We start from the raw sequence: 19,281 nt of genomic DNA on the forward strand, positions 1-19,281 counted from the left end.
CTTCATTAGCGATGGGCGCTAGGTGCGGCTAGTGCACGGGCGGCGGCGACATCCGCGCTGATCGCCGTTTTCAATGCCTCCAGGGAGGCGAAACGCTGCTCTTCACGCAGCTTCTGGTGGAAAACCACCGTCAAACGCCGGTCATACAGATCGCCGGCAAAATCTAAAAGATGGACTTCAAGGTGGGCCTTGCCATCACCTTGGACCGTGGGCCGCACGCCGATATTGGCGACGCCGGGCCAGGTCTTGCCGTCGATGTCGACGTCGACCAGGTAAACCCCGGTGAACGGCACGCGACGGCGTTTCAGTTGAATATTCGCCGTGGGTGTACCCAGTTGGCGGGCCAGTTTCTGGCCATGCAGCACGCGACCGGCAATCCGGTACGGGCGGCCGAGCAGACGTTCGGCCAGCGCGAAATCGGCGGCGGCCAGCGCGTTGCGCACCTGAGTGCTGCTGACGCGAATGCCGTCCAGCTCGACGGTTTGCGCGGCTTCGACGGTAAAACCGTGAACCTGCCCGGCCTGCAACAGGAAATCGAAATCGCCGAGGCGGTCGCAACCGAAGCGGAAATCATCACCGACCTCCAGATGCTGCACGCCGAGGCCATCGACCAGGATGGTATCGACGAACTCGCTGGCGCTGAGCTTGCTCAAGCGCTGGTTGAAGGCCAGACACAAGACCCGGTCGACACCTTCGGCGGCCAGCAGTTGCAGCTTGTCGCGCAACCGGGCGAGACGCGCCGGCGCGGTCTCCGGGGCGAAGAATTCCCGTGGCTGCGGCTCGAAAATCACCACGCAGCTGGGTACGCCCAACTCGAGCGCACGCTCACGCAGTCGGGCCAGGATGGCCTGATGACCACGGTGAACACCGTCAAAGTTGCCAATAGTGGCGACGCAGCCCCGATGCTGGGGGCGCAGATTGTGGAGGCCTCGAACCAGCTGCATAACGCGCTTCTTGCTCATAAAGTGGCCGATTATAACCACACCCGACGGCCGACGACAGGCAACACCGTAACCCAAAGTGATCGAGCCGACAAAACTGCCGGCTCGCGCCCGTCTTTCAGGGGTGAAACCTCAGCTCAAGGCCTTGCGATTGAAGTCGCGCAGGCGGAAACCGAGCAACAGCAACATGCCGAAATAAGCAACCACGCCGGCAACCACCAGCACCCCCAGGCGCAGGAAGCGTTCAAGCATGTGGCCCTGATCCCACGCGGGCATGAAATGCATGCCGATCAACAGCACCGCCGACATCACCGCCACCGCGACCAACAGCTTGGAACCGAACTTCAGCCAGCCCGGCTGCGGTTGATACATCTGCTGCTTGCGCAGTTGATAGAACAGCAGTCCGGCGTTCAGGCAGGCACCGGCGCTGATCGCCAACGCAAGGCCAGCGTGCGCCAGCGGGCCGATCAACACCAGATTGAACAACTGCGTGACCACCAGAGTGAAGATTGCGATTTTTACCGGTGTACGGATGTTCTGTTGCGCATAGAAGCCCGGAGCCAGCACCTTGATCACGATAATCCCGAGCAGACCGACAGAATAGGCAATCAATGCCCGCTGCGTCATCTGCGCATCAAAGCCGCTGAACTGGCCGTACTGGAACAGCGAAACGGTTAACGGTTCGGCCAGGATACCCAGCGCCAGCGCGCATGGCAGCACCAGCACGAAGCACAGGCGCAGACCCCAGTCGAGAATCCGCGAATACTCGTGGCGATCCTTGCTCGCATAGGTCTTGGCCAATGTCGGCAGCAGGATCGTGCCCAGCGCCACACCGAGCACACCGGACGGCAGCTCCATCAGACGGTCGGCGTAATACATCCACGACACCGAGCCCGCCACCAGGAACGAGGCGAAAATAGTGTTGATGATCAGGGAAATCTGGCTGACCGAGACGCCGATGATGGCCGGCAACATCTGTTTCATGACCCGCCAGACACCGGTATCGCGCAGATTCAGGCGCGGCAGTACCAGCATGCCGATCTTTTTCAGGTGCGGCAGTTGGTAGAGCAACTGCGCGAGGCCGCCGACCAGCACTGCCCAGCCGAGGGCCATGACCGGTGGATCGAAGTACGGCGTCAGGAACAGCGAAAACACGATCATGCTGACGTTGAGAAGGGTCGGCACGAATGCCGGTACCGAGAAACGGTTCCAGGTATTGAGGATCGCCCCCGCCAGGGAAGACAGGGAGATCAGCAATATATAAGGGAAGGTCACTCGCAGCAGGTCGGAGGTCAGCTGGAATTTTTCCGGGGTATCGGTGAAACCCGGCGCCGTGGCCCAGATCACCCAGGGCGCGGCAATCATGCCCAGTGCGGTGACCAGCGCCAGCACCAGCGTCAGCAGACCGGAAACGTAGGCAATAAAGGTGCGGGTCGCCTCTTCGCCCTTCTGGCTTTTATATTCGGCCAGGATCGGCACAAAAGCCTGGGAAAATGCGCCCTCGGCGAAAATCCTGCGCAGCAGATTGGGCAGTTTGAAGGCGATGAAGAAGGCGTCGGTCGCCATTCCGGCGCCGAAGGTGCGGGCAATGAGCGTGTCGCGAACAAACCCGAGAATCCGGGAAAGCATCGTGATAGAGCTGACGGCGGCCAACGATTTGAGCAGATTCATTGAAGGAATGTGTGCCTGTCGATAAACAGCAGGCGAATAACGCGCCCACTTGTGCGATACTCCGCGCCGCAACAGCACAGAGCCAAAGCTCGCGAGTTTACAGGTCACACGCCGGAAAGAAATATCCCGTCGCACCACGCCTACCACTTAGCGGAACGTTTCAAGCGCCCTTGACAAGACTTCAACTCATCGGCATGATTCGCGGCCTATTTTGTTTGCTATTTCCTAAAAAGTCTTTCGAGGAGCTCGACGGTGGCCAACTCACCTTCCGCCAAAAAACGTGCAAAACAGGCTGAGAAGCGTCGCAGCCACAACGCCAGCCTGCGTTCCATGGTTCGTACCTACATCAAGAATGTAGTTAAAGCCATCGACGCAAAAGACGCTGAAAAAGCTCAAGCTGCATACGTTCTGGCTGTGCCAGTTATCGACCGCATGGCCGATAAAGGCATCATCCACAAGAACAAGGCTGCTCGTCATAAGAGCCGTCTGAATGGCCACGTCAAGGCACTGAAAGAAGCTGCCTAAGCGACGTAGTCATTAAAAAACCGACCTCAGGGTCGGTTTTTTATTGCCTGCGATTTGCTGAAATCAAGGCCCAAAAAAGAGGAGCCAATCGGCTTGCCAATCGACTCCTCTTTTTTTACGCGTGATTAATGAGCTGACACCCACGGCAGAATCGGAATCGCCGTCACCGCATTCTGCGGGCTACCCTCGATCAGACGATCACTGTAGACCAGATAGACCAGCGTATTGCGCTTCTTGTCGAGGAAGCGCACCACCTGCATGGTCTTGAACACCAGCGAAGTGCGCTCCTTGAACACCTCTTCACCATCCTTCAACTCGCCCCTGAAGTTGATCGGCCCGACCTGGCGGCAAGCAATGGACGCCTCGGCACGATCCTCCGCCAGACCCAACCCACCCTTCACACCACCGGTCTTGGCGCGCGACAGGTAGCAGGTCACACCCTCAACCTTCGGGTCATCGAATGCCTCGACCACAATCCGGTCGTTCGGCCCGACAAACTTGAACACCGTCGACACCTGGCCGATTTCCTCGGCCGAGGCCAGCAACGGCAACGCCACCAGCAAGCCCAACAATCCTTTTGCCATACGCATCGCGTCTTTCCTTACACCAGAATCAGGTTGTCACGGTGAACCAGTTCCGGCTCAGCCATGTAACCCAGCAAACCGACAATCGCATCCGACGACTGACCGATGATTTTTTGTGCTTCCAGCGCGCTGTAGTTGGCCAGGCCACGGGCAATCTCTCGACCGTCCGGCGCCACGCACACCACCATTTCGCCGCGACGGAAACTGCCCTGAACCAGCTTGACCCCGACTGGCAGCAGGCTTTTATTGCCCTGAGACAGAGCGGAAACCGCGCCATCATCCAGCACCAGCGTGCCACGGGTTTGCAGATGACCGGCCAGCCACTGCTTGCGCGCCGCGAGCATGCCGCGCTCAGGCGACAGCAGCGTACCAATCCGCTCACCCGCCTTCAGGCGATCGAGCACGCGCTCCAGACGCCCGCCGACAATGATGGTATGCGCCCCGGAACGCGCCGCCAGACGCGCCGCGCGCAGCTTGGTCTGCATGCCGCCACGACCCAATGCACCACCAGTACCGCCCGCCACCGCATCCAGCGTCGGATCATCGGCGCGCGCTTCGTAAATCAGCTGGGCGTCAGGGTTATTGCGCGGATCGGCGTCGAACATACCGTCGCGATCCGTCAGGATCACCAGCAGATCGGCCTCGACCAGATTGGCAACCAGCGCCGCGAGCGTGTCGTTGTCACCGAAGCGGATTTCGTCGGTAACCACGGTGTCGTTCTCGTTGATCACCGGGATAACTTTCAGCTCGACCAACGCACGCAAGGTGCTGCGGGCATTCAGGTAGCGCTTGCGGTCAGACAGGTCGTCGTGGGTCAGGAGAATCTGCGCAGTATGCCGGCCATGCTCGGCAAAGCTCGATTCCCAGGCTTGCACCAGGCCCATCTGACCGATTGCTGCGGCGGCCTGGAGCTCGTGCATCGCACTGGGTCGCGCGGTCCAGCCCAGGCGACTCATGCCCGCCGCCACTGCCCCGGAGGACACCAGCACCAGCTCGACGCCGGCCTCGTGCAAAGCCACCATCTGCTCGACCCAGACACTCATTGCCGCGCGATCCAGCCCTTTGCCATCCGCCGTCAGCAAAGCGCTGCCGATCTTCACGACCCAACGTTGCGCACCTGTCACCTTGCTCCGCATCATCTTCAACCTTAGCTTGAGGGCAGCGCGACCTGGCACTGCCCGTGACGTTATTCGTGGTTCTTCGTGACCAACAATCGATTTCCAGATACTAAAACGCCGCTCGATTGAGCGGCGCTTAAGTTTACTGCAACGAATCAGTCACGCACGTAAATGATTTCCGGACCGTCTTCGTCATCCACATCTTCTTCGTCCCAGTCATCGTCGCCGATGTCGTGGACCGACTTCACGCCGCTGCGACGCAGGGCACGCTTGTCATCCAGCGCCTGCAACTGCGCACGGGCTTCGTCTTCGATGCGCTGATCCAGATCGGCCAGCTCTTCCTTGTAGGCCGGGTCATTGGCCAAGCGATCGGCACGATCTTCCAGATAACGCATGATGTCGCGCGTCAGGCGCTCGGTGCCTTCTTTGGCGATGGCCGAGATCACGTAGACCGGACCGGTCCACTCCAGACGATCGACGATTTCCTTGACCCGCGCTTCGTGCTCTTCTTCGAGGATCTGGTCGCACTTGTTCAGCACCAGCCAGCGATCACGCTCGGCCAGCGACGGGCTGAACTTGATCAGCTCGTTGACGATCACTTCAGCGGCGTCCGGAGCGCTGCTTTCATCCAGTGGCGCCATGTCGACGAGGTGCAGCAACAGACGGGTACGCGCCAGGTGCTTGAGGAAACGAATACCCAGGCCAGCACCGTCGGAAGCGCCTTCGATCAGACCCGGAATGTCGGCGATGACGAAACTTTTCCAGCGATCGACGCTGACCACACCGAGGTTCGGCACCAGGGTGGTAAACGGGTAATCGGCAACTTTCGGCTTGGCAGCCGACACCGAGCGGATAAAGGTACTTTTACCGGCGTTCGGCAGACCGAGCAGACCGACGTCGGCCAGCACTTTCATTTCCAGTTTCAGGTCGCGCTGCTCGCCCGGCTTGCCCGGCGTGGTCTGGCGCGGCGCACGGTTGGTACTGGATTTGAAACGGGTGTTACCCAGACCGTGCCAGCCGCCCTGCACCACCATCAGCTTCTGACCGGCCTTGGTCAGGTCGCCGATGACTTCCTGGGTGGCGGAGTCGATCACGGTGGTGCCGACCGGCACGCGCAGGATCAGGTCTTCACCCTTCTTGCCGGTGCAGTCGGTGCTGCCGCCGTTGGAGCCACGCTCGGCATCGAAGTGCCGGGTGTAACGGTAGTCCACCAGGGTGTTGAGGTTTTCGTCGGCCATCATGTAGATGGAACCGCCGTCACCGCCATCACCACCGTTCGGGCCGCCGTTTTCAATGAATTTTTCCCGACGGAAACTCATGCAGCCATTGCCGCCGTCGCCAGCCTTTACGCGGATCGATACTTCATCAACAAACTTCATAACCAACGCCTCTCGCCGTACGGACGAGCCGAAAAACAATCAAGACATAAGACTCTTGCAAAAATGAGCGCAGCGACCCCAATCCACGACCTGCATCGCACGCCGGCAGCCCATACAAACAGCTTTGCAAGAGACTCACCCCACAAACGAAAAAGCCCCGTCGCAAGACAGGGCTTCTCCAGCACTCTCGCAGTTAGGCTGCGACAACGCTCACGTAACGACGACCGAAGGCGCCTTTTACTTCGAACTTGATCACGCCTTCGATTTTCGCGAAGAGGGTGTGATCTTTACCCATGCCAACGCCGTAGCCAGCGTGGAATTGGGTGCCGCGCTGACGCACGATGATGTTGCCGGCCTTGATGACCTGGCCGCCATACATCTTCACGCCAAGGCGTTTGGCTTCTGAGTCGCGACCGTTACGGGTACTACCACCAGCTTTTTTGTGTGCCATGAGTTCAATTCTCCTAGTGAGGAATTAGGCTGTAATTAAGCCTGAATACCGGTGATTTTGATCTCGGTGAACCACTGGCGGTGGCCCATACGCTTCATGTGGTGCTTACGGCGACGGAACTTGATGATGCGGACTTTATCGTGACGACCTTGGGAGATCACTTCAGCCTTGACGGTTGCGCCAGCAACAACAGGTGCGCCGATGTTCACGTCGTCGCCGTTGGCGACCAACAGAACGCGGTCAAAAGTCACGGATTCGCCAGTGGCGACTTCCAGTTTTTCGATCTTCAGGTATTCACCTTCAGCGACCTTGTATTGCTTACCGCCGGTAACGATTACTGCGTACATGGTATTTCTCCGATAATCCTGCTCACCCAGCTCTTTATAAGAAGAGGTATTGGCTGGCATGGCTGCATGGGGCTGGAACGGCCCAAGTGCAATTGCGTAAGGCAGGTGCTGCCCAGGAAGTTCAGGGTGCGCGATTGTACGCAAGCCTTCGAAGTCATGCAAGGGGCCGTCCATCGCGCCTTGACAGGCCCGGACGTGGGTCCTAGCATGCCGCGCAACCCTTCTGGAGCACCTGTCGCTGATGCAACCCCAAGCTTTCTACCGCGCGGTGGCGGACGATTTTAGCGCCGTCGACGGCATCATCAAGAAGCAGCTGACTTCCCGAGTGCCGCTGGTATCGAAAATCGGCGATTACATCACGTCGGCCGGCGGCAAACGCCTGCGTCCTTTATTGGTGCTGCTGTGTGGCAAGGCCCTGGGTCGCGAAGGCGACGACATGCGCCTGCTGGCCGCCACCATCGAATTCCTGCACACCGCCACCCTGCTGCATGACGACGTGGTCGACATGTCCGGCATGCGCCGTGGCCGTTCCACCGCCAACGCCATGTGGGGCAACGCCCCGAGCGTACTGGTGGGCGACTTCCTGTACTCGCGCTCGTTCGAGATGATGGTCGAACTGGGCTCGATGCCGGTGATGAAGATCCTGTCCCAGGCCACGCGCATCATCGCCGAAGGCGAAGTGCTGCAACTGTCCAAGGTTCGCGACGCCAGCACCACCGAAGAAACCTACATGGAAGTCATCCGCGGCAAGACCGCGATGCTCTTCGAGGCTTCGACCCACAGTGCCGCGGCGCTGGCCGGTGCCACCGCCGAGCAAAGCGAAGCCCTGCGCACCTTCGGCGATCACCTGGGCGTGGCGTTCCAGCTCGTCGACGACCTGCTCGACTACAAGGGCGACGCCGAAACCCTGGGCAAGAACGTCGGTGACGATCTGGCCGAAGGCAAGCCGACCCTGCCGCTGATCTACACCATGCGCGAAGGCACGCCAGAGCAAGCCGCACTGGTACGCCAGGCGATCCAGAAAGGCGGGATCGAAGACCTGGAAAGCATCCGCATCGCCGTGGAAGCCTCCGGTTCGCTGGAATACACAGCGCAACTGGCCCGTGATTACGTGGCCCGTGCGATCAAGTGCCTCGACGCGCTGCCGGCCAGCGAATACCGCGATGCGCTGGTTGAGCTGAGCGAGTTCGCGGTCGCCCGCACGCACTGATCAGCATCGCGTCATCTCAAAACCGCAGCCTCCGTTGGAGCCTGCGGTTTTTGTTGCCTGCCATCGGCGGCTAAAACCCTATACAATGTGCGACTTTTAGCGATCCCCTCTCCAAGGAGCCTTAGTGAGCACGTTGCCACCCTGCCCGAAATGCAATTCCGAATACACCTACGAAGACGGCACCCAACTGGTGTGCCCGGAGTGCGCCCACGAGTGGTCTGCCGGCGGTGAAGCCGAAGTGGCGTCCGATGACGCCGTGAAGAAAGATTCGGTCGGTAACGTCCTGCAGGACGGCGACACCATCACCGTGATCAAGGACCTGAAGGTCAAGGGCACCTCGCTGGTGGTCAAGGTCGGCACCAAGGTCAAGAACATCCGCCTGTGCGATGGCGATCACGACATCGACTGCAAGATCGACGGCATCGGCCCGATGAAACTCAAATCCGAGTTCGTCAGAAAAGTCTGAGTCTGCTGTCTTCCATCCCGCGCCCGCCGTGGGATGGAGCTTCGCCTTCCCCCGCAATCCCCAACAAATCCTCGCGATAGCCAAACGCCAGCCGTTTTGACCTTACGCAATCTTTACCCGCAAAAAATCACAAACCGCCAATAGGCGCTTGCTATTTGACGAATAAGAATTATTCTCATTGAAACCTTTCAATGGAGATGAGACCCATGACTTATTTGATCGACGCCTGGCTGGATCGCCCGCATCCGTACCTCAGGATCCTGCATCGGGAAACCGGTGAAGTCTGTGCCGTACTGGAAGAAGAAGCCCTGCACGAGTTGCAGGATCAAGGGGATCTGGATGTCAGCGGCCTGAGTTCCAGCGAGCCCTTGGTGCTCAAGGAGCTGGTGCGCAATCTGTTCCTGTTCTGCTATGCCCGGGCCTTGCGCCCGACCAGTGAGCTGCATCACAAGATCGAAGTATGAGAACGGCGAGGAAACCCTGCACAAGCCACGCTTGTGCAGGGTAACGGGATTACAGAACGTCGAGCAGCTCGACGTCGAACACCAGAACGCTGTGCGGCGGGATGCTGCCAACGCCTTGAGCGCCGTAAGCCAGCTCGCTCGGCACATACAGACGCCATTTGCTGCCGGCATTCATCAGTTGCAGGGCTTCGGTCCAGCCAGCGATAACGCCGCCAACCGGGAATTCAGCCGGCTGGCCACGCTCGTAGGAGCTGTCGAACACAGTGCCGTCGATCAGCGTGCCGTGGTAGTGAGTACGCACGGTGTCTTCACGGGATGGCTTGGCGCCTTCGCCCTGCGTCAGCACTTCGAATTGCAGACCGGAGGCCAGGGTGGTGATGCCTTCTTTCTTGGCGTTTTCAGCCAGGAATGCCAGGCCTTCGCCAGCGGCGGCTTCAGCCTTGGCAGCGGCTTCGGCTTGCATGATCTCGCGGATCACCTTGAAGCTGGCGGACATGGCTTCCTGGCTTACACGGCTTTCCTTACCGGCGAATGCGTCGGTCAGACCGGCCAGGATGGCGTCCAGGCTGACACCCGGTGGCGGGTTGTCGCGCAGCTGGTCACCCAGCTGACGGCCGATACCGTAGCTGACGCGGGTTTCGTCGGTGGACAGATTTACTTCGGACATGACACTGCTCCGCTGTGCGGACGGCCTCAGGACCTGCCGTGCGTACACAGCGCGTCCCGGCGCGCCCGGAACCAAAAGGGCGAGCAGACTAGCACAGATGTTCCGGCATTGATCAGGCCCCAGGGCCTACAGCGCGGATCGCCAGGCCAGCGGCACCTTCAGGCTTTCTTCGCCACTGGCGCCAAGACCGCACATTTCATCGTGCACCGAGGTGTGCACCAGGTTGAACGGCAGCACCGGAAAGTTATGCAGCACATCCCGGGCATGCTCGACCGAACGCAGCGTCAGCATATTCCCCTGCGGATCGCTCAGCGGATACGCCGCGCCATGCATCCGGGCCTCAAGCAGATAGATCCCGCCTTCCATGGAGATCAGGTTCAGTTCGTCGACCTTTCTGGCGACGGCAAACGCATTCAACTCTTGCAGGTTCATGAACGCACCTCACGCGGTGACGAGCCTTGAGACCTACAGGGATATGCCTCGGCGAATCAAAGTACAAGCCACAAACGACACCGCCCGTCTGTTTCGCAACAGACGGGCGGTTTTGTTACAGCAATCGTCAGCTCATCAGTGCTTGGTGAGCTTGTCCAGATAACCCATGGCAAACGCCGAGATCACGAAGGTCATGTGGATGATCACGTACCACATCAGGTGCTCGGGATCGACGTTCTTGGCATCCATGAAGATCCGCAGCAGGTGGATCGAGGAGATCGCCACGATCGACGCCGCCACTTTCATCTTCAGCGACGAGGAGTCCATGGTGCCCAGCCAGCTGAGCTTTTCCTTGCCTTCATCGATGTTCAGCTCGGAGACGAAGTTCTCGTAGCCGGAAATCATCACCATCACCAGCAAGCCGCCGACCAGCGCCATGTCGATCAGCGACAGCAGCACCAGAATCAGCTCGGACTCGGCCATGGAGAAAACGTTGGGAATGACATGAAACACTTCCTGGAAGAATTTCAATGCCAGCGCCAGCAGCCCCAGGGACAGCCCGATGTAGATCGGCGCCAGCAGCCAGCGCGTGGCGTACATTGCATTTTCGATAAAGCGTTCCATTGACTCTCACACAAGAAGGGTTGAAATCGGCGGCGAGTATACCAGCCGCCCATGACAGCCAGAAACCGCCCGGAAATCCGCCACCTGCGTGTGTGTGTCAAAGTTTTTCTGCTAGTGTCCAAACCATTGACAGCCCAGCGACAGTGCACAGGAAGACGGGAAATGGATGTGCGATTGCCGATAACGACTGCCGGAATTTGCTTTGCCCTGTTGCTTGGCGGGTGTTCGCCCGGCGATGAAAAGCCTGCCGTCAGCCTCGAGGAAAAGACCGCGCAGTTCGAGCAGTCGCTGGACGCCATCACCGACCCCAAACTCAAGGACGCCGTGACCGAACTCGGCGGTTCGCTGCTGTTGCTCGAACGCGCGCAACAGAAGCTCGACAACAAACCGTCCATTACCGAATACGGCGAAGACGCCCTCGGCGTGCTCAGGCACTACCCCACGCCGCAGACGCTGGTCGATACCTTCATCAACGGCCTGTTCGTGCTGCACAAGGATTCCAGTTCCGATTACCTCACCGATCTGCAACCGGTGTTCCCTTTCAATCTCAACATCCCCGGCGGCTTTCTGTTCCCCCATGGCGTGGAGTGGCACTCGGTCACCCTGAGCAACAAACGGGTGATTGCCTATCAACCGGAATGGTCGGAAACCGATCCGGGCATTCAGCTCAGTCCTTCCAGTTCCAACGTCACCAACCCCGATGACCTGACTGTCACTTACCCGTTCATCGAAGGGCTGAATGTCGACAAGAAGAACCTGCCGCGTCCGGTCAGCCTGCAAGGCCAGGTGGAAGTCATCGTCCCGAAACGCCTGCACAGTTTCAATCTGGATAAAAAGGACGTCGGCCAGACCCGCTCCGATGGCAACCTCAGCGTGACCTTGCTGAAACTGGACACACACTACGCCGAACTCGAGTTCAGCAACCAACTGCCGCTCGCCCCGGAAGTCGCCAATACCCGGCTCAATCCGCTGATCGTCCAGGCCCGCGACTCGACGGGCCAGTATCTGGTGCGGGCCGGCGCCATCAACGAAAACCCTGAGCAGGTGGCGTTCTATCAAAAGCAGCTGGCCTACCTGCAACAGCAAAAAGCCTGGAGCGAGACGCTGGAAAAAAAGCTGGACGATGAACAACAGGCCTTTGAACAGCAGCATCCGCGCCACTACAACAAGGTGTACTTCAACGGCCCGATCGACACCCTCGAAGTCAGCCTGCTGGACTTTTCCGAAGCAACCGTCACCCGCAAGGCGCTGGACTTGCCCGTGCGCGAATTCGATCCGCACACCACGGAAAAAACCGTGCAGCCGCTCGACCTGCCGATCACCGTCTACGATGACCTCGCGCCCGACTGGCTCAAGGGCGCGTCCCTGACTGAAGAACAGTTGAAAAGCGGCGTCCATATCCGCCAGTCGGTTGAAGAGCCGAGCGCCGCACGGATCGAGTTCGACCACCGCAAAACCTTCAACGATGAAATGCTCGGCGACGACTTCAGCCCCGGCGATAGCCCGGTGACGTTCTTCACTGAAAAACACAATGGCAAACTCGACGAGCCCATCGAACTGCCGCCCGAGGCGTATCAGGTCGACCCACTGCAGGCGACCATCACCTACGACCTGAACCTGTTCCCGGAAACCCCGGCGATTGCCGTCGGCTCGATGCCGTTGTTCCTGGCCACGGTGGACAAACAGGCTTATGAAGCCAAGGCCCTGCCTAAAGGTCTGGAAATCAGGAACAACGCGTTGGTGGTGGATTTGAAGCGATTCCCCGCCAACGAATGGCGATTCTTCGTCAAGGACGACAGCGGTCATTACCTGAAGCGGATTCTGTCGGTCAGCCACGACGCGAGCACGGAAGGGCCGGCGTTATTCGGCGTGCATTATTTCTACGGCCGTCCGACGCACGTGGAAACCTACCAGCGAACCGACCTCGCCACCGTGCAATACGGCTTTGAGGTCAAACTCGACAAGGCGCAGACCCAGGGCGCTGCGCCCTGATCGGCGCTGATGATCGGCACTCTAGTGATCGAAAGTGCCGATGCTGCGTCCGCGTCCACCGTTGATCTGCCGCAACTGCGCCTGCAGATGCAACGACCAGATCTGTGGATCATTGGCCAGTTCATAGCCGTGCATCGTCAGGCTTTCAACGATGGTGTCGAGAATCGACTCGGCGGCGATCGGTCCGTGGAACGGGCCCTGGGCCTTGATGGCGGAAGGTTGTTCACCGGCCATGCCGGCGGCGAAGAGCAACGTCCACATGCCGTTATCGCCAGCCAAAGGCTTGATGGCGCATTCGATACGGGTCACGAGACCCAGGCACTGACGGGTGAGGCAGAGGTTGCGCGACATGGCGGCGACCCTCGGTAAAGCCGGTGTTCAGCCCTTGCTGAAGAGCTGTTTCGATCCAGTGATACTGTCGATGTCCTTGAGCAGAGAATAGAAGAAAAGTCCGCCGCGCAAGCCGCACAGAACCAGAAGGCGCCGAATGGTCATTGTGTGAATATTGACGCCAGAGTGATGGCACTTTTGCCGACGTTCGCGACAAAACAAAAACGGGAGCCAAGGCTCCCGTTTTTTTGACTGCCGCCTGACTTAAGCCGGCTTGGCCTCCGCCAGCGCCTCCTGCGCCAGTTCCTTCTCGGCCTCTTTCAGATCCTCTTCACTGATCATCTCGGCAATCACCCGCAGACGCTCCACCACCCGCGCATTGACGCTGCCTTCCGGGAATTCGCCCTGTTCGTTCGGCTCACCGGCCGGCTCGCCCACCAGCAGGCTCAACGCTTCGTCGGCCTGACGCACCGCGTAAACGTGGAACTGCCCGGCACGCACCGCCGCCAGTACTTTTTCATCAAGCATCAGCGTGGCAACGTTGGCCTGGGGAATGATCGCGCCCTGCTCGCCCGTCAGCCCGCGTGCTTCGCAGAGACGGAAGAAGCCTTCGATCTTCTCGTTGACCCCGCCCACCGCCTGCACTTCACCGAACTGGTTGATCGAGCCGGTGATCGCGAAGCACTGCTTGAGCGGGGTTTTCGACAACGCCGAAATCAGTGTGCACGCCTCGCCCAGCGACGCACTGTCGCCATCGACGTAGCCGTAGGATTGCTCCAGCGCGATACTCGCGGAAATCGCCAGCGGGAATTCCTGGGCGTAACGGCTGCCCAGATACCCGGTGAGGATCATCACGCCCTTGGAGTGGATTGGCTGACCGAGATTGACCTCCCGCTCGATGTCGACGATGCCGCTGCCGCCCGGGTACACCGTGGCGGAAATCCGCGCCGGCACGCCGAACGCCGAGTCGCCGACTTCGAGCACGGTCAGCCCGTTGCACTTGCCGACTGCGGCGCCGTCGGTGTCGATCAGAATGATCCCCGCCAGCATGTCATCGAGAATCCGCGCCGACACCCGGCCGGTGCGGGTGGCCTTGGCCTTGAGCGCACGCTCGATGTGGCCGGCGTCGGTCATTTCATCGTTGGCCAGATGCCGGATGAAATCCGCCTCGCTGACCAGTTGGAACAGATCACCGATCCGCGCCGACAAACGCCCCTGGTGTTCGGCCAGACGCGCACTGTAAGTCGCCAGGCGCGCCACCGCGTCGGCGGTCAGCGGCGCCATGCCCTCTTCCGAAGTTCGGGTTTTCAGCAACTGGGCGAACTGTTCCAGGCTTTCGTCGACCATAGGGATGTCTTCGTCGAAGTCCACCAGAACACGGAACATCTCCTGGAAGTCCGGATCGAGGTCCTGCAGCGTGTAATACAGTTGACGCGCGCCGATGATGATCACTTTGACCTGCAACGGAATGTGCTGCGGGTTGAGCGTCATGGTGGCGAAACGGCCCATCTCGCCCAGCGGCGATTCCATCTTCAGCTTGCGCGATTGCAGGGCGCGCTTGAGCGCATCCCAGACAAACGGCTCGCCGAGCATTTTTTCCGCTTCAAGAATCAGGAAACCGCCATTGGCGCGGTGTAACGCACCCGGACGCAACTGGCGATAGGTGGTGTAGAGCGCGCCCTGATCGGTGGTGTACTCGATGCGGCCGAACAGGTTTTCGTAGGTCGGATGCGGCTCGAAGACCACCGGCGCACCGCCGCTGGCCGGATGACCAACCACCAGGCTCGGGGCGTATTGCTCTTCCAGCAGCTTGCGCGCGACGGCGTCGGTCTTGCTGTCATCGACCAGTTGCTCGACCACGGTTTTCAGCAGATAGACCTGCATCGCTTGCAGGTAACCGCAGACGGCCGCATTTTCCGCGTACTTTTCCGACAGCGGTGCAAGCAAGGGCTGCAAGGCCAGGGTGATGGTTTCTTCGTTGAGCTGACGCAGCTGGTTGCTCGACTCGCGCTTCCATTGCGGCAGGCTGGCGAGCTCTTCGTTCAGGCGCTCTTCGAGGCCGGAGATGTCGTCATGAAAACGCTCGCGTTCGGCCTCCGGCAACTGGGCGAACTCGGCTTCGTCCAGCGCCTTGCCTTCGAGCATCGGGGTGAAGGCGATGTTGCTGCTGTCGCGATACAGGGCGACGTCTTTTTCCAAAGCCAGACGTTCGATGACATCCAGTGCCTTGTCGTAGCGCTGGTTGAAGGCGCGGTCGATGGCGCTTTTCTTCTGCTGGTAGGACGGGTGCTCGAACACCGCAGGAAAGGTCGCCAGCAGGTTGTCGATGAGGCCGTTGATGTCGCCGATGAAAGCAGCGGCGCTGCCCGACGGCAGCTCCAAAGCGCGGGGTTCGCGCGGCTCATCGAAATTGTTGACGTAGACCCAGTCCGCCGGGGTCTGCAGGCGTTTGCCTTCGGCCTTCAGGTAGCGTTTGACGAACGAGAAACGGCCGGTGCCGGGCTCGCCCATGACAAATACGTTGTAACCGGGGCGTGGCATGGCCACACCGAACTGCAAGGCTTCGACCGCACGTTCCTGGCCGAGCACACCGCGAAAGGGCTCCAGATCATTGGTGGTAGTGAAGCTGAACTGTTCAGCGGAAAACGGACGGGTCAGCGCTTCGGGCGCTAGACGCAAGCTGGCAGCAACAGGATCAGGCATCGGGCTTCCTTAACAATCAGGCGGGGCAGATAGCGGCATTCTGGCGCTGCCCGAGCCCCACTGGCAAGGCGCGCCACACGACAAAGCATAGACAACCGCCCTGCACGCGGCGCCGCCCCGTGAAACCGGGGTTTATTCCAAATATTGTGCAAAAACTCACGGAACCCTCGGAACGTGCCTAAACTCCAAACTGCGCGGCTGGAACTAATACCGGCCCACTGGCTTCGTCTGGATCTGTTTCGTACAGAGCTTGGGGGCCAGAACCCTGTCCATTGGTATGCACACAAAGAGAACAAAGCTATGAAACGGATTCTTCTCGGTACTCTCTTCACCGCTGTTTCCATCAACGCCATGGCGCAAGCTCCGGGCGGCCCGGATTGTGGTTGGGGCAACATGCTGTTCGAAGGTCAGCGTGGCACCCCGGCACACTTCCTGGCATCCACCACCAACGGCACCTCCGGCAACGCGACGTTCGGCATGACGTCCGGCACCAACGGCTGCTCCACCAACGCTTCGCTGACCTATGGCGGCAAATCCTGGTTTGCCATGAATGGCATGATGAACGAGCTGTCCGAAGACATGGCAAAAGGCAACGGCGAAGCGCTGACGACCTATGCCGTGGTACTGGGCGTGGCGCCGGAAGACCGTGCGCACTTCGCCGCTGTCACTCACGAGCACTTCCAGCAGATCTTCAGCAAGGCTGACGTGACCGCTGAAGACGTGCATACCAACACCCTGGCCGTTCTGAAGGCAGACCCACGTCTGGCCAAGTACGCGACTCAGGCTTAAGCTCGACCCACCCGCTTCCTTCGGGAAGCGGGTTTTATTTTTTCGGCCTGCCCTTCCCGGGCTTTGTTTCTTTTCGACTTAAGTTGCCATTTATGCTCAAACGCCTTGCCTGGCTGGCGCTGTGTGTCTGCGCCCCGTTGTCCGCCGCGCCTCACATCGACCCTCAACGTTTGCAGCAACTGGCCAACGACCGCTTCTGGATTTCTCTCGGTCATTACGAAACCGCCAAACTCGGTGGCTGGCGCAGCTACGTCAGTGACAAAAAATTCTTCCTCGCCCCCGACGGCAACGAACACCCCGACCATGAACTGGCCGCCACCGTGCAGGCGTTGTACGCCCCGGCCAGTCTCGGTGAGCGACACGCACAGTGCGTTTACCCGGCACGCACCCGCTGGTTGAAAGATCAACTCAACCTGACTGACCTGCCGACGCCGGACTGCGCCGAATTCAAGAAATGGTTCAAGGACGTCTCGCCCCACAGCGCGGTGATGATTTTCCCGGCGGCCTACCTCAACAGCCCGTCGTCGATGTTCGGCCACACCCTGCTGCGCATCGACCAGGCTGACGTACAAAGCGACAAGACTTCACTGCTCAGCTACGCGATCAACTTCGGCGCCTACATCGAAGGCTCGGACAACAGCATTCTTTACGCCTGGAAAGGCCTGATGGGTGGTTATCCGGGGTTGTTCGCGCTGGTGCCTTATCAGGAAAAACTCTCGGAATACCGCAGCCTGGAAAACCGCGACCTGTGGGAGTACCGGCTCAATCTGACGCAAGCCGAAACCGCGCGCATGGTCGAGCATGTGTGGGAGCTGAAGCAGATCCAGTTCGACTATTTCTTCTTCGATGAAAACTGCTCCTATCGCCTGCTCGAACTGCTGCAGGTAGCGCGCCCAAGCCTGCGCCTGACCGAGCAATTCCCGCTGACGGCGATCCCCACCGACACCGTCAAAGCAGTGAAGGAGGCCGGACTGGTCGAGCACATCGAATACCGTCCGTCCCGCGAGCGCGAATTGCTCAGCCGCGCCGAGCCCCTGAGCGGCGAAGAACAGGACTGGGTGCTGAAAGTCAGCGCCGACCAGCAGCAATTGCAGGATCCAGCCTTCCAGGCCCTGCCCGGGGATCGCCAGGCGCTGATTGTTGACGCGGCGTATCGGCTGGAGCGCTACCGCGCCAACGGCCAGGAGCGTGATCCACAGCGAGCGCAACGCAGTTTCGAATTGCTGCGAGCGATCAACAAGAACCCGGCGCCGGAGCTGCAAATTCCCCAACCGGGCCTGCCCGAGGACGGCCATGAATCGCGCACCTGGCAGGCCGGTGTCGGCACTCGGGGTGACCGCGCGTTTGGTGAGTACGGCTTGCGCATGGCCTATCACGACCTCAACGACAACGCCGAGAGTTTCCCCCTCGGTGCCCAGATCGAAATCCTGCAGATGAAGCTGCGCCAGTACGAAAGCAATCACTGGCAATTTCAGCAACTGGATCTGGCGACCATCCGCTCGCTGACGCCGCGCAACGCGCTGTTGCAGCCGCTGTCGTGGCAAGTCACCGGTGGTCTTGAACGCGTACCGGGCAAGCACGATGACGAGACATTGGTCAGCCACGTCAACGGTGGCGGTGGCGGCACCTGGGCGTTGGGTGACGATGTGCTGGGTTTTGCTCTCGGCACGGTGCGCGTTGAACACAACAATGATTTCGCCGAGTTCGTTTCCCCCGCAGGCGGTTTCAATACCGGCGTACTGTGGAAAAACCCGTTGGGCAATCTCAGCGTGGAGGCCAAAGGCGATTACTTCTTCAACGGTGAAGTACGCCGCAGCCTGAGTCTGAACCAACAGTGGGAACTGTCGCGCAATCTCGGCCTGCGCCTGAGTGCGCAGCGCGAGTTCAGCCATCTGGCCACGCCGGAGACCGAAGTGATGCTGGAAGTGAAGTGGTATCACTACTGATCCCGAACATATCCCTGAAACTGTGGAAGCGGGCTTGCCCGCGATAGCGAATTATCAGTCAACAGAAATGTTGAGTCTGATGGCCTCATCGCGGGCAAGCCCGCTCCCACAGGAATCTCTACTGGTTAACGAATTACTGACAGGCCTTTCACCAAAGCCCGACGAATCACCTTCTAGACTTTCCGTATCAGCCGTGTGACGGCCCGGGAGAGTGTGATGTGGCGGTGTGCGGTGTTCGCGGGCGTGTTGCTGTTGCTGGGTGGCTGTCAGAGCACTCACGAAGACCTGATTGCCAAGGGTTATCCACCGGCGTTCGCCGACGGTTTCGATGACGGGTGCATCAGCGGTCGTCAGGCGGCCGGTTCGATCAGCGGCGAATTTCGCAAGAACGTGCCGCGTTATCTCAAGGACAAGCAATACGCCGAAGGCTGGAGCGACGGCTTCCGCCAGTGTCAGGCGATGCTGGAAAACAAGGACCGCGAACAGTATCGCAACGAACACTGGGACGAACGCGAGCGCGCCTGGCAGCAGGAGAAGGATCAGGGCGCCGCGCGGGCTTATCGTTCGCAGTAGGTCGCATCCAGACATCCAGCGAAACCTTTTGCCTGCGACCATGGCCCAACGGCTATAACAGGAGCCCAC

Annotated in this window: 20 protein-coding genes; 8 read left to right on the top strand and 12 right to left on the bottom strand. The window is 59.7% G+C overall.

The window, feature by feature from the left end; genetic code table 11:
- Positions 1–5 precede the first annotated feature (5 nt).
- On the bottom strand, positions 6–944 hold the full coding sequence (gene ribF / locus K3819_RS24930; protein WP_007959537.1) for a bifunctional riboflavin kinase/FAD synthetase: 939 nt from the start codon (positions 942–944) through the stop codon (positions 6–8).
- A gap of 129 nt (positions 945–1,073) precedes the next feature.
- Positions 1,074–2,612 (bottom strand): murein biosynthesis integral membrane protein MurJ, encoded by a 1,539-nt coding sequence (gene murJ / locus K3819_RS24935; protein ID WP_085612613.1) that lies wholly within the window; start codon positions 2,610–2,612, stop codon positions 1,074–1,076.
- 252 nt (positions 2,613–2,864) lie between these two features.
- Here murJ and rpsT point away from each other — a divergent pair, with 252 nt between their 5' ends.
- Complete coding sequence (gene rpsT / locus K3819_RS24940) at positions 2,865–3,137, top strand: 30S ribosomal protein S20 (protein WP_003228351.1); 273 nt, start codon at positions 2,865–2,867, stop codon at positions 3,135–3,137.
- Positions 3,138–3,262: 125 nt separating this feature from the next.
- Here rpsT and K3819_RS24945 read toward each other — a convergent pair whose 3' ends face one another.
- The 5 genes from K3819_RS24945 to rplU form a co-directional block, all read right to left on the bottom strand.
- Positions 3,263–3,727, bottom strand: coding sequence for a CreA family protein (locus tag K3819_RS24945; protein ID WP_221398130.1), 465 nt, complete (start codon positions 3,725–3,727; stop codon positions 3,263–3,265).
- An 11-nt stretch (positions 3,728–3,738) separates the two neighbouring features.
- Positions 3,739–4,857 carry a glutamate 5-kinase gene (proB, locus tag K3819_RS24950; RefSeq protein ID WP_039771715.1) on the bottom strand — a complete coding sequence of 373 codons (1,119 nt, stop codon included), beginning with the start codon at positions 4,855–4,857 and terminating at the stop codon, positions 3,739–3,741.
- 137 nt (positions 4,858–4,994) lie between these two features.
- Positions 4,995–6,218 carry an Obg family GTPase CgtA gene (gene cgtA / locus K3819_RS24955; protein WP_039771717.1) on the bottom strand — a complete coding sequence of 408 codons (1,224 nt, stop codon included), beginning with the start codon at positions 6,216–6,218 and terminating at the stop codon, positions 4,995–4,997.
- A gap of 193 nt (positions 6,219–6,411) precedes the next feature.
- Complete coding sequence (rpmA, locus tag K3819_RS24960) at positions 6,412–6,669, bottom strand: 50S ribosomal protein L27 (protein ID WP_003228360.1); 258 nt, start codon at positions 6,667–6,669, stop codon at positions 6,412–6,414.
- A gap of 35 nt (positions 6,670–6,704) precedes the next feature.
- Complete coding sequence (rplU, locus tag K3819_RS24965; RefSeq protein WP_003228361.1) at positions 6,705–7,016, bottom strand: 50S ribosomal protein L21; 312 nt, start codon at positions 7,014–7,016, stop codon at positions 6,705–6,707.
- A 241-nt stretch (positions 7,017–7,257) separates the two neighbouring features.
- Here rplU and K3819_RS24970 point away from each other — a divergent pair, with 241 nt between their 5' ends.
- From K3819_RS24970 to K3819_RS24980, 3 genes are all read left to right on the top strand, one after another.
- Entirely contained in the window at positions 7,258–8,226 is a 969-nt protein-coding gene (locus tag K3819_RS24970; protein ID WP_007950962.1) for a polyprenyl synthetase family protein, read from the top strand.
- A gap of 124 nt (positions 8,227–8,350) precedes the next feature.
- The gene (locus K3819_RS24975) at positions 8,351–8,692 is read left to right on the top strand and encodes a zinc ribbon domain-containing protein YjdM (RefSeq protein ID WP_007950963.1); all 342 of its coding nucleotides are present in this window, start codon (positions 8,351–8,353) and stop codon (positions 8,690–8,692) included.
- A 206-nt stretch (positions 8,693–8,898) separates the two neighbouring features.
- Positions 8,899–9,156 carry a hypothetical protein gene (locus K3819_RS24980; RefSeq protein ID WP_039771721.1) on the top strand — a complete coding sequence of 86 codons (258 nt, stop codon included), beginning with the start codon at positions 8,899–8,901 and terminating at the stop codon, positions 9,154–9,156.
- 49 nt (positions 9,157–9,205) lie between these two features.
- Here the strand turns inward: K3819_RS24980 and K3819_RS24985 are convergent, their stop codons facing one another.
- From K3819_RS24985 to K3819_RS24995, 3 genes are all read right to left on the bottom strand, one after another.
- Positions 9,206–9,823 carry an FKBP-type peptidyl-prolyl cis-trans isomerase gene (locus tag K3819_RS24985; RefSeq protein WP_007950965.1) on the bottom strand — a complete coding sequence of 206 codons (618 nt, stop codon included), beginning with the start codon at positions 9,821–9,823 and terminating at the stop codon, positions 9,206–9,208.
- Between the two features lie 126 nt (positions 9,824–9,949).
- Positions 9,950–10,255, bottom strand: a complete 306-nt coding sequence (locus K3819_RS24990) for a DUF6482 family protein (protein WP_064599536.1) — start codon at positions 10,253–10,255, stop codon at positions 9,950–9,952.
- 135 nt (positions 10,256–10,390) lie between these two features.
- Positions 10,391–10,879, bottom strand: a complete 489-nt coding sequence (locus K3819_RS24995; RefSeq protein ID WP_007950967.1) for a TIGR00645 family protein — start codon at positions 10,877–10,879, stop codon at positions 10,391–10,393.
- Between the two features lie 162 nt (positions 10,880–11,041).
- On the opposite strand from K3819_RS24995, the gene K3819_RS25000 reads away from it, so the two are divergent.
- Positions 11,042–12,871, top strand: coding sequence for a hypothetical protein (locus K3819_RS25000; protein WP_221398131.1), 1,830 nt, complete (start codon positions 11,042–11,044; stop codon positions 12,869–12,871).
- A gap of 21 nt (positions 12,872–12,892) precedes the next feature.
- Here K3819_RS25000 and K3819_RS25005 read toward each other — a convergent pair whose 3' ends face one another.
- Positions 12,893–13,222: a hypothetical protein gene (locus tag K3819_RS25005; RefSeq protein WP_007950969.1), complete on the bottom strand. Its 330-nt coding sequence runs from the start codon at positions 13,220–13,222 to the stop codon at positions 12,893–12,895.
- Positions 13,223–13,465: 243 nt separating this feature from the next.
- Positions 13,466–15,904, bottom strand: a complete 2,439-nt coding sequence (locus K3819_RS25010; protein WP_064599543.1) for a Lon protease family protein — start codon at positions 15,902–15,904, stop codon at positions 13,466–13,468.
- Positions 15,905–16,204: 300 nt separating this feature from the next.
- Here K3819_RS25010 and K3819_RS25015 point away from each other — a divergent pair, with 300 nt between their 5' ends.
- From K3819_RS25015 to K3819_RS25025, 3 genes are all read left to right on the top strand, one after another.
- Complete coding sequence (locus K3819_RS25015) at positions 16,205–16,693, top strand: DUF3015 domain-containing protein (RefSeq protein ID WP_007950971.1); 489 nt, start codon at positions 16,205–16,207, stop codon at positions 16,691–16,693.
- A gap of 92 nt (positions 16,694–16,785) precedes the next feature.
- Entirely contained in the window at positions 16,786–18,639 is a 1,854-nt protein-coding gene (locus K3819_RS25020; RefSeq protein ID WP_221398132.1) for a DUF4105 domain-containing protein, read from the top strand.
- 216 nt (positions 18,640–18,855) lie between these two features.
- Complete coding sequence (locus tag K3819_RS25025) at positions 18,856–19,212, top strand: hypothetical protein (RefSeq protein ID WP_007950973.1); 357 nt, start codon at positions 18,856–18,858, stop codon at positions 19,210–19,212.
- Positions 19,213–19,281 lie beyond the last annotated feature (69 nt).

The organism is Pseudomonas sp. 3-2 (genome assembly GCF_019710535.1).
Taxonomy (GTDB): domain Bacteria; phylum Pseudomonadota; class Gammaproteobacteria; order Pseudomonadales; family Pseudomonadaceae; genus Aquipseudomonas; species Aquipseudomonas pharyngis.

What these genes read in the sequence shown, in the direction of transcription:
- rplU (WP_003228361.1), bottom strand. Translation starts at nt 7,016, where the DNA reads ATGTACGCAGTAATCGTTACCGGCGGTAAGCAATACAAGGTCGCTGAA.
- K3819_RS25025 (WP_007950973.1), top strand. Translation starts at nt 18,856, where the DNA reads ATGTGGCGGTGTGCGGTGTTCGCGGGCGTGTTGCTGTTGCTGGGTGGC.
- K3819_RS25000 (WP_221398131.1), top strand. Translation starts at nt 11,042, where the DNA reads ATGGATGTGCGATTGCCGATAACGACTGCCGGAATTTGCTTTGCCCTG.
- proB (WP_039771715.1), bottom strand. Translation starts at nt 4,857, where the DNA reads ATGCGGAGCAAGGTGACAGGTGCGCAACGTTGGGTCGTGAAGATCGGC.
- K3819_RS24995 (WP_007950967.1), bottom strand. Translation starts at nt 10,879, where the DNA reads ATGGAACGCTTTATCGAAAATGCAATGTACGCCACGCGCTGGCTGCTG.
- ribF (WP_007959537.1), bottom strand. Translation starts at nt 944, where the DNA reads ATGCAGCTGGTTCGAGGCCTCCACAATCTGCGCCCCCAGCATCGGGGC.
- K3819_RS25020 (WP_221398132.1), top strand. Translation starts at nt 16,786, where the DNA reads ATGCTCAAACGCCTTGCCTGGCTGGCGCTGTGTGTCTGCGCCCCGTTG.
- K3819_RS24945 (WP_221398130.1), bottom strand. Translation starts at nt 3,727, where the DNA reads ATGCGTATGGCAAAAGGATTGTTGGGCTTGCTGGTGGCGTTGCCGTTG.
- K3819_RS24970 (WP_007950962.1), top strand. Translation starts at nt 7,258, where the DNA reads ATGCAACCCCAAGCTTTCTACCGCGCGGTGGCGGACGATTTTAGCGCC.
- K3819_RS25010 (WP_064599543.1), bottom strand. Translation starts at nt 15,904, where the DNA reads ATGCCTGATCCTGTTGCTGCCAGCTTGCGTCTAGCGCCCGAAGCGCTG.
- K3819_RS24990 (WP_064599536.1), bottom strand. Translation starts at nt 10,255, where the DNA reads ATGAACCTGCAAGAGTTGAATGCGTTTGCCGTCGCCAGAAAGGTCGAC.
- murJ (WP_085612613.1), bottom strand. Translation starts at nt 2,612, where the DNA reads ATGAATCTGCTCAAATCGTTGGCCGCCGTCAGCTCTATCACGATGCTT.
- K3819_RS24980 (WP_039771721.1), top strand. Translation starts at nt 8,899, where the DNA reads ATGACTTATTTGATCGACGCCTGGCTGGATCGCCCGCATCCGTACCTC.
- rpmA (WP_003228360.1), bottom strand. Translation starts at nt 6,669, where the DNA reads ATGGCACACAAAAAAGCTGGTGGTAGTACCCGTAACGGTCGCGACTCA.
- K3819_RS25005 (WP_007950969.1), bottom strand. Translation starts at nt 13,222, where the DNA reads ATGTCGCGCAACCTCTGCCTCACCCGTCAGTGCCTGGGTCTCGTGACC.
- cgtA (WP_039771717.1), bottom strand. Translation starts at nt 6,218, where the DNA reads ATGAAGTTTGTTGATGAAGTATCGATCCGCGTAAAGGCTGGCGACGGC.
- K3819_RS25015 (WP_007950971.1), top strand. Translation starts at nt 16,205, where the DNA reads ATGAAACGGATTCTTCTCGGTACTCTCTTCACCGCTGTTTCCATCAAC.
- K3819_RS24985 (WP_007950965.1), bottom strand. Translation starts at nt 9,823, where the DNA reads ATGTCCGAAGTAAATCTGTCCACCGACGAAACCCGCGTCAGCTACGGT.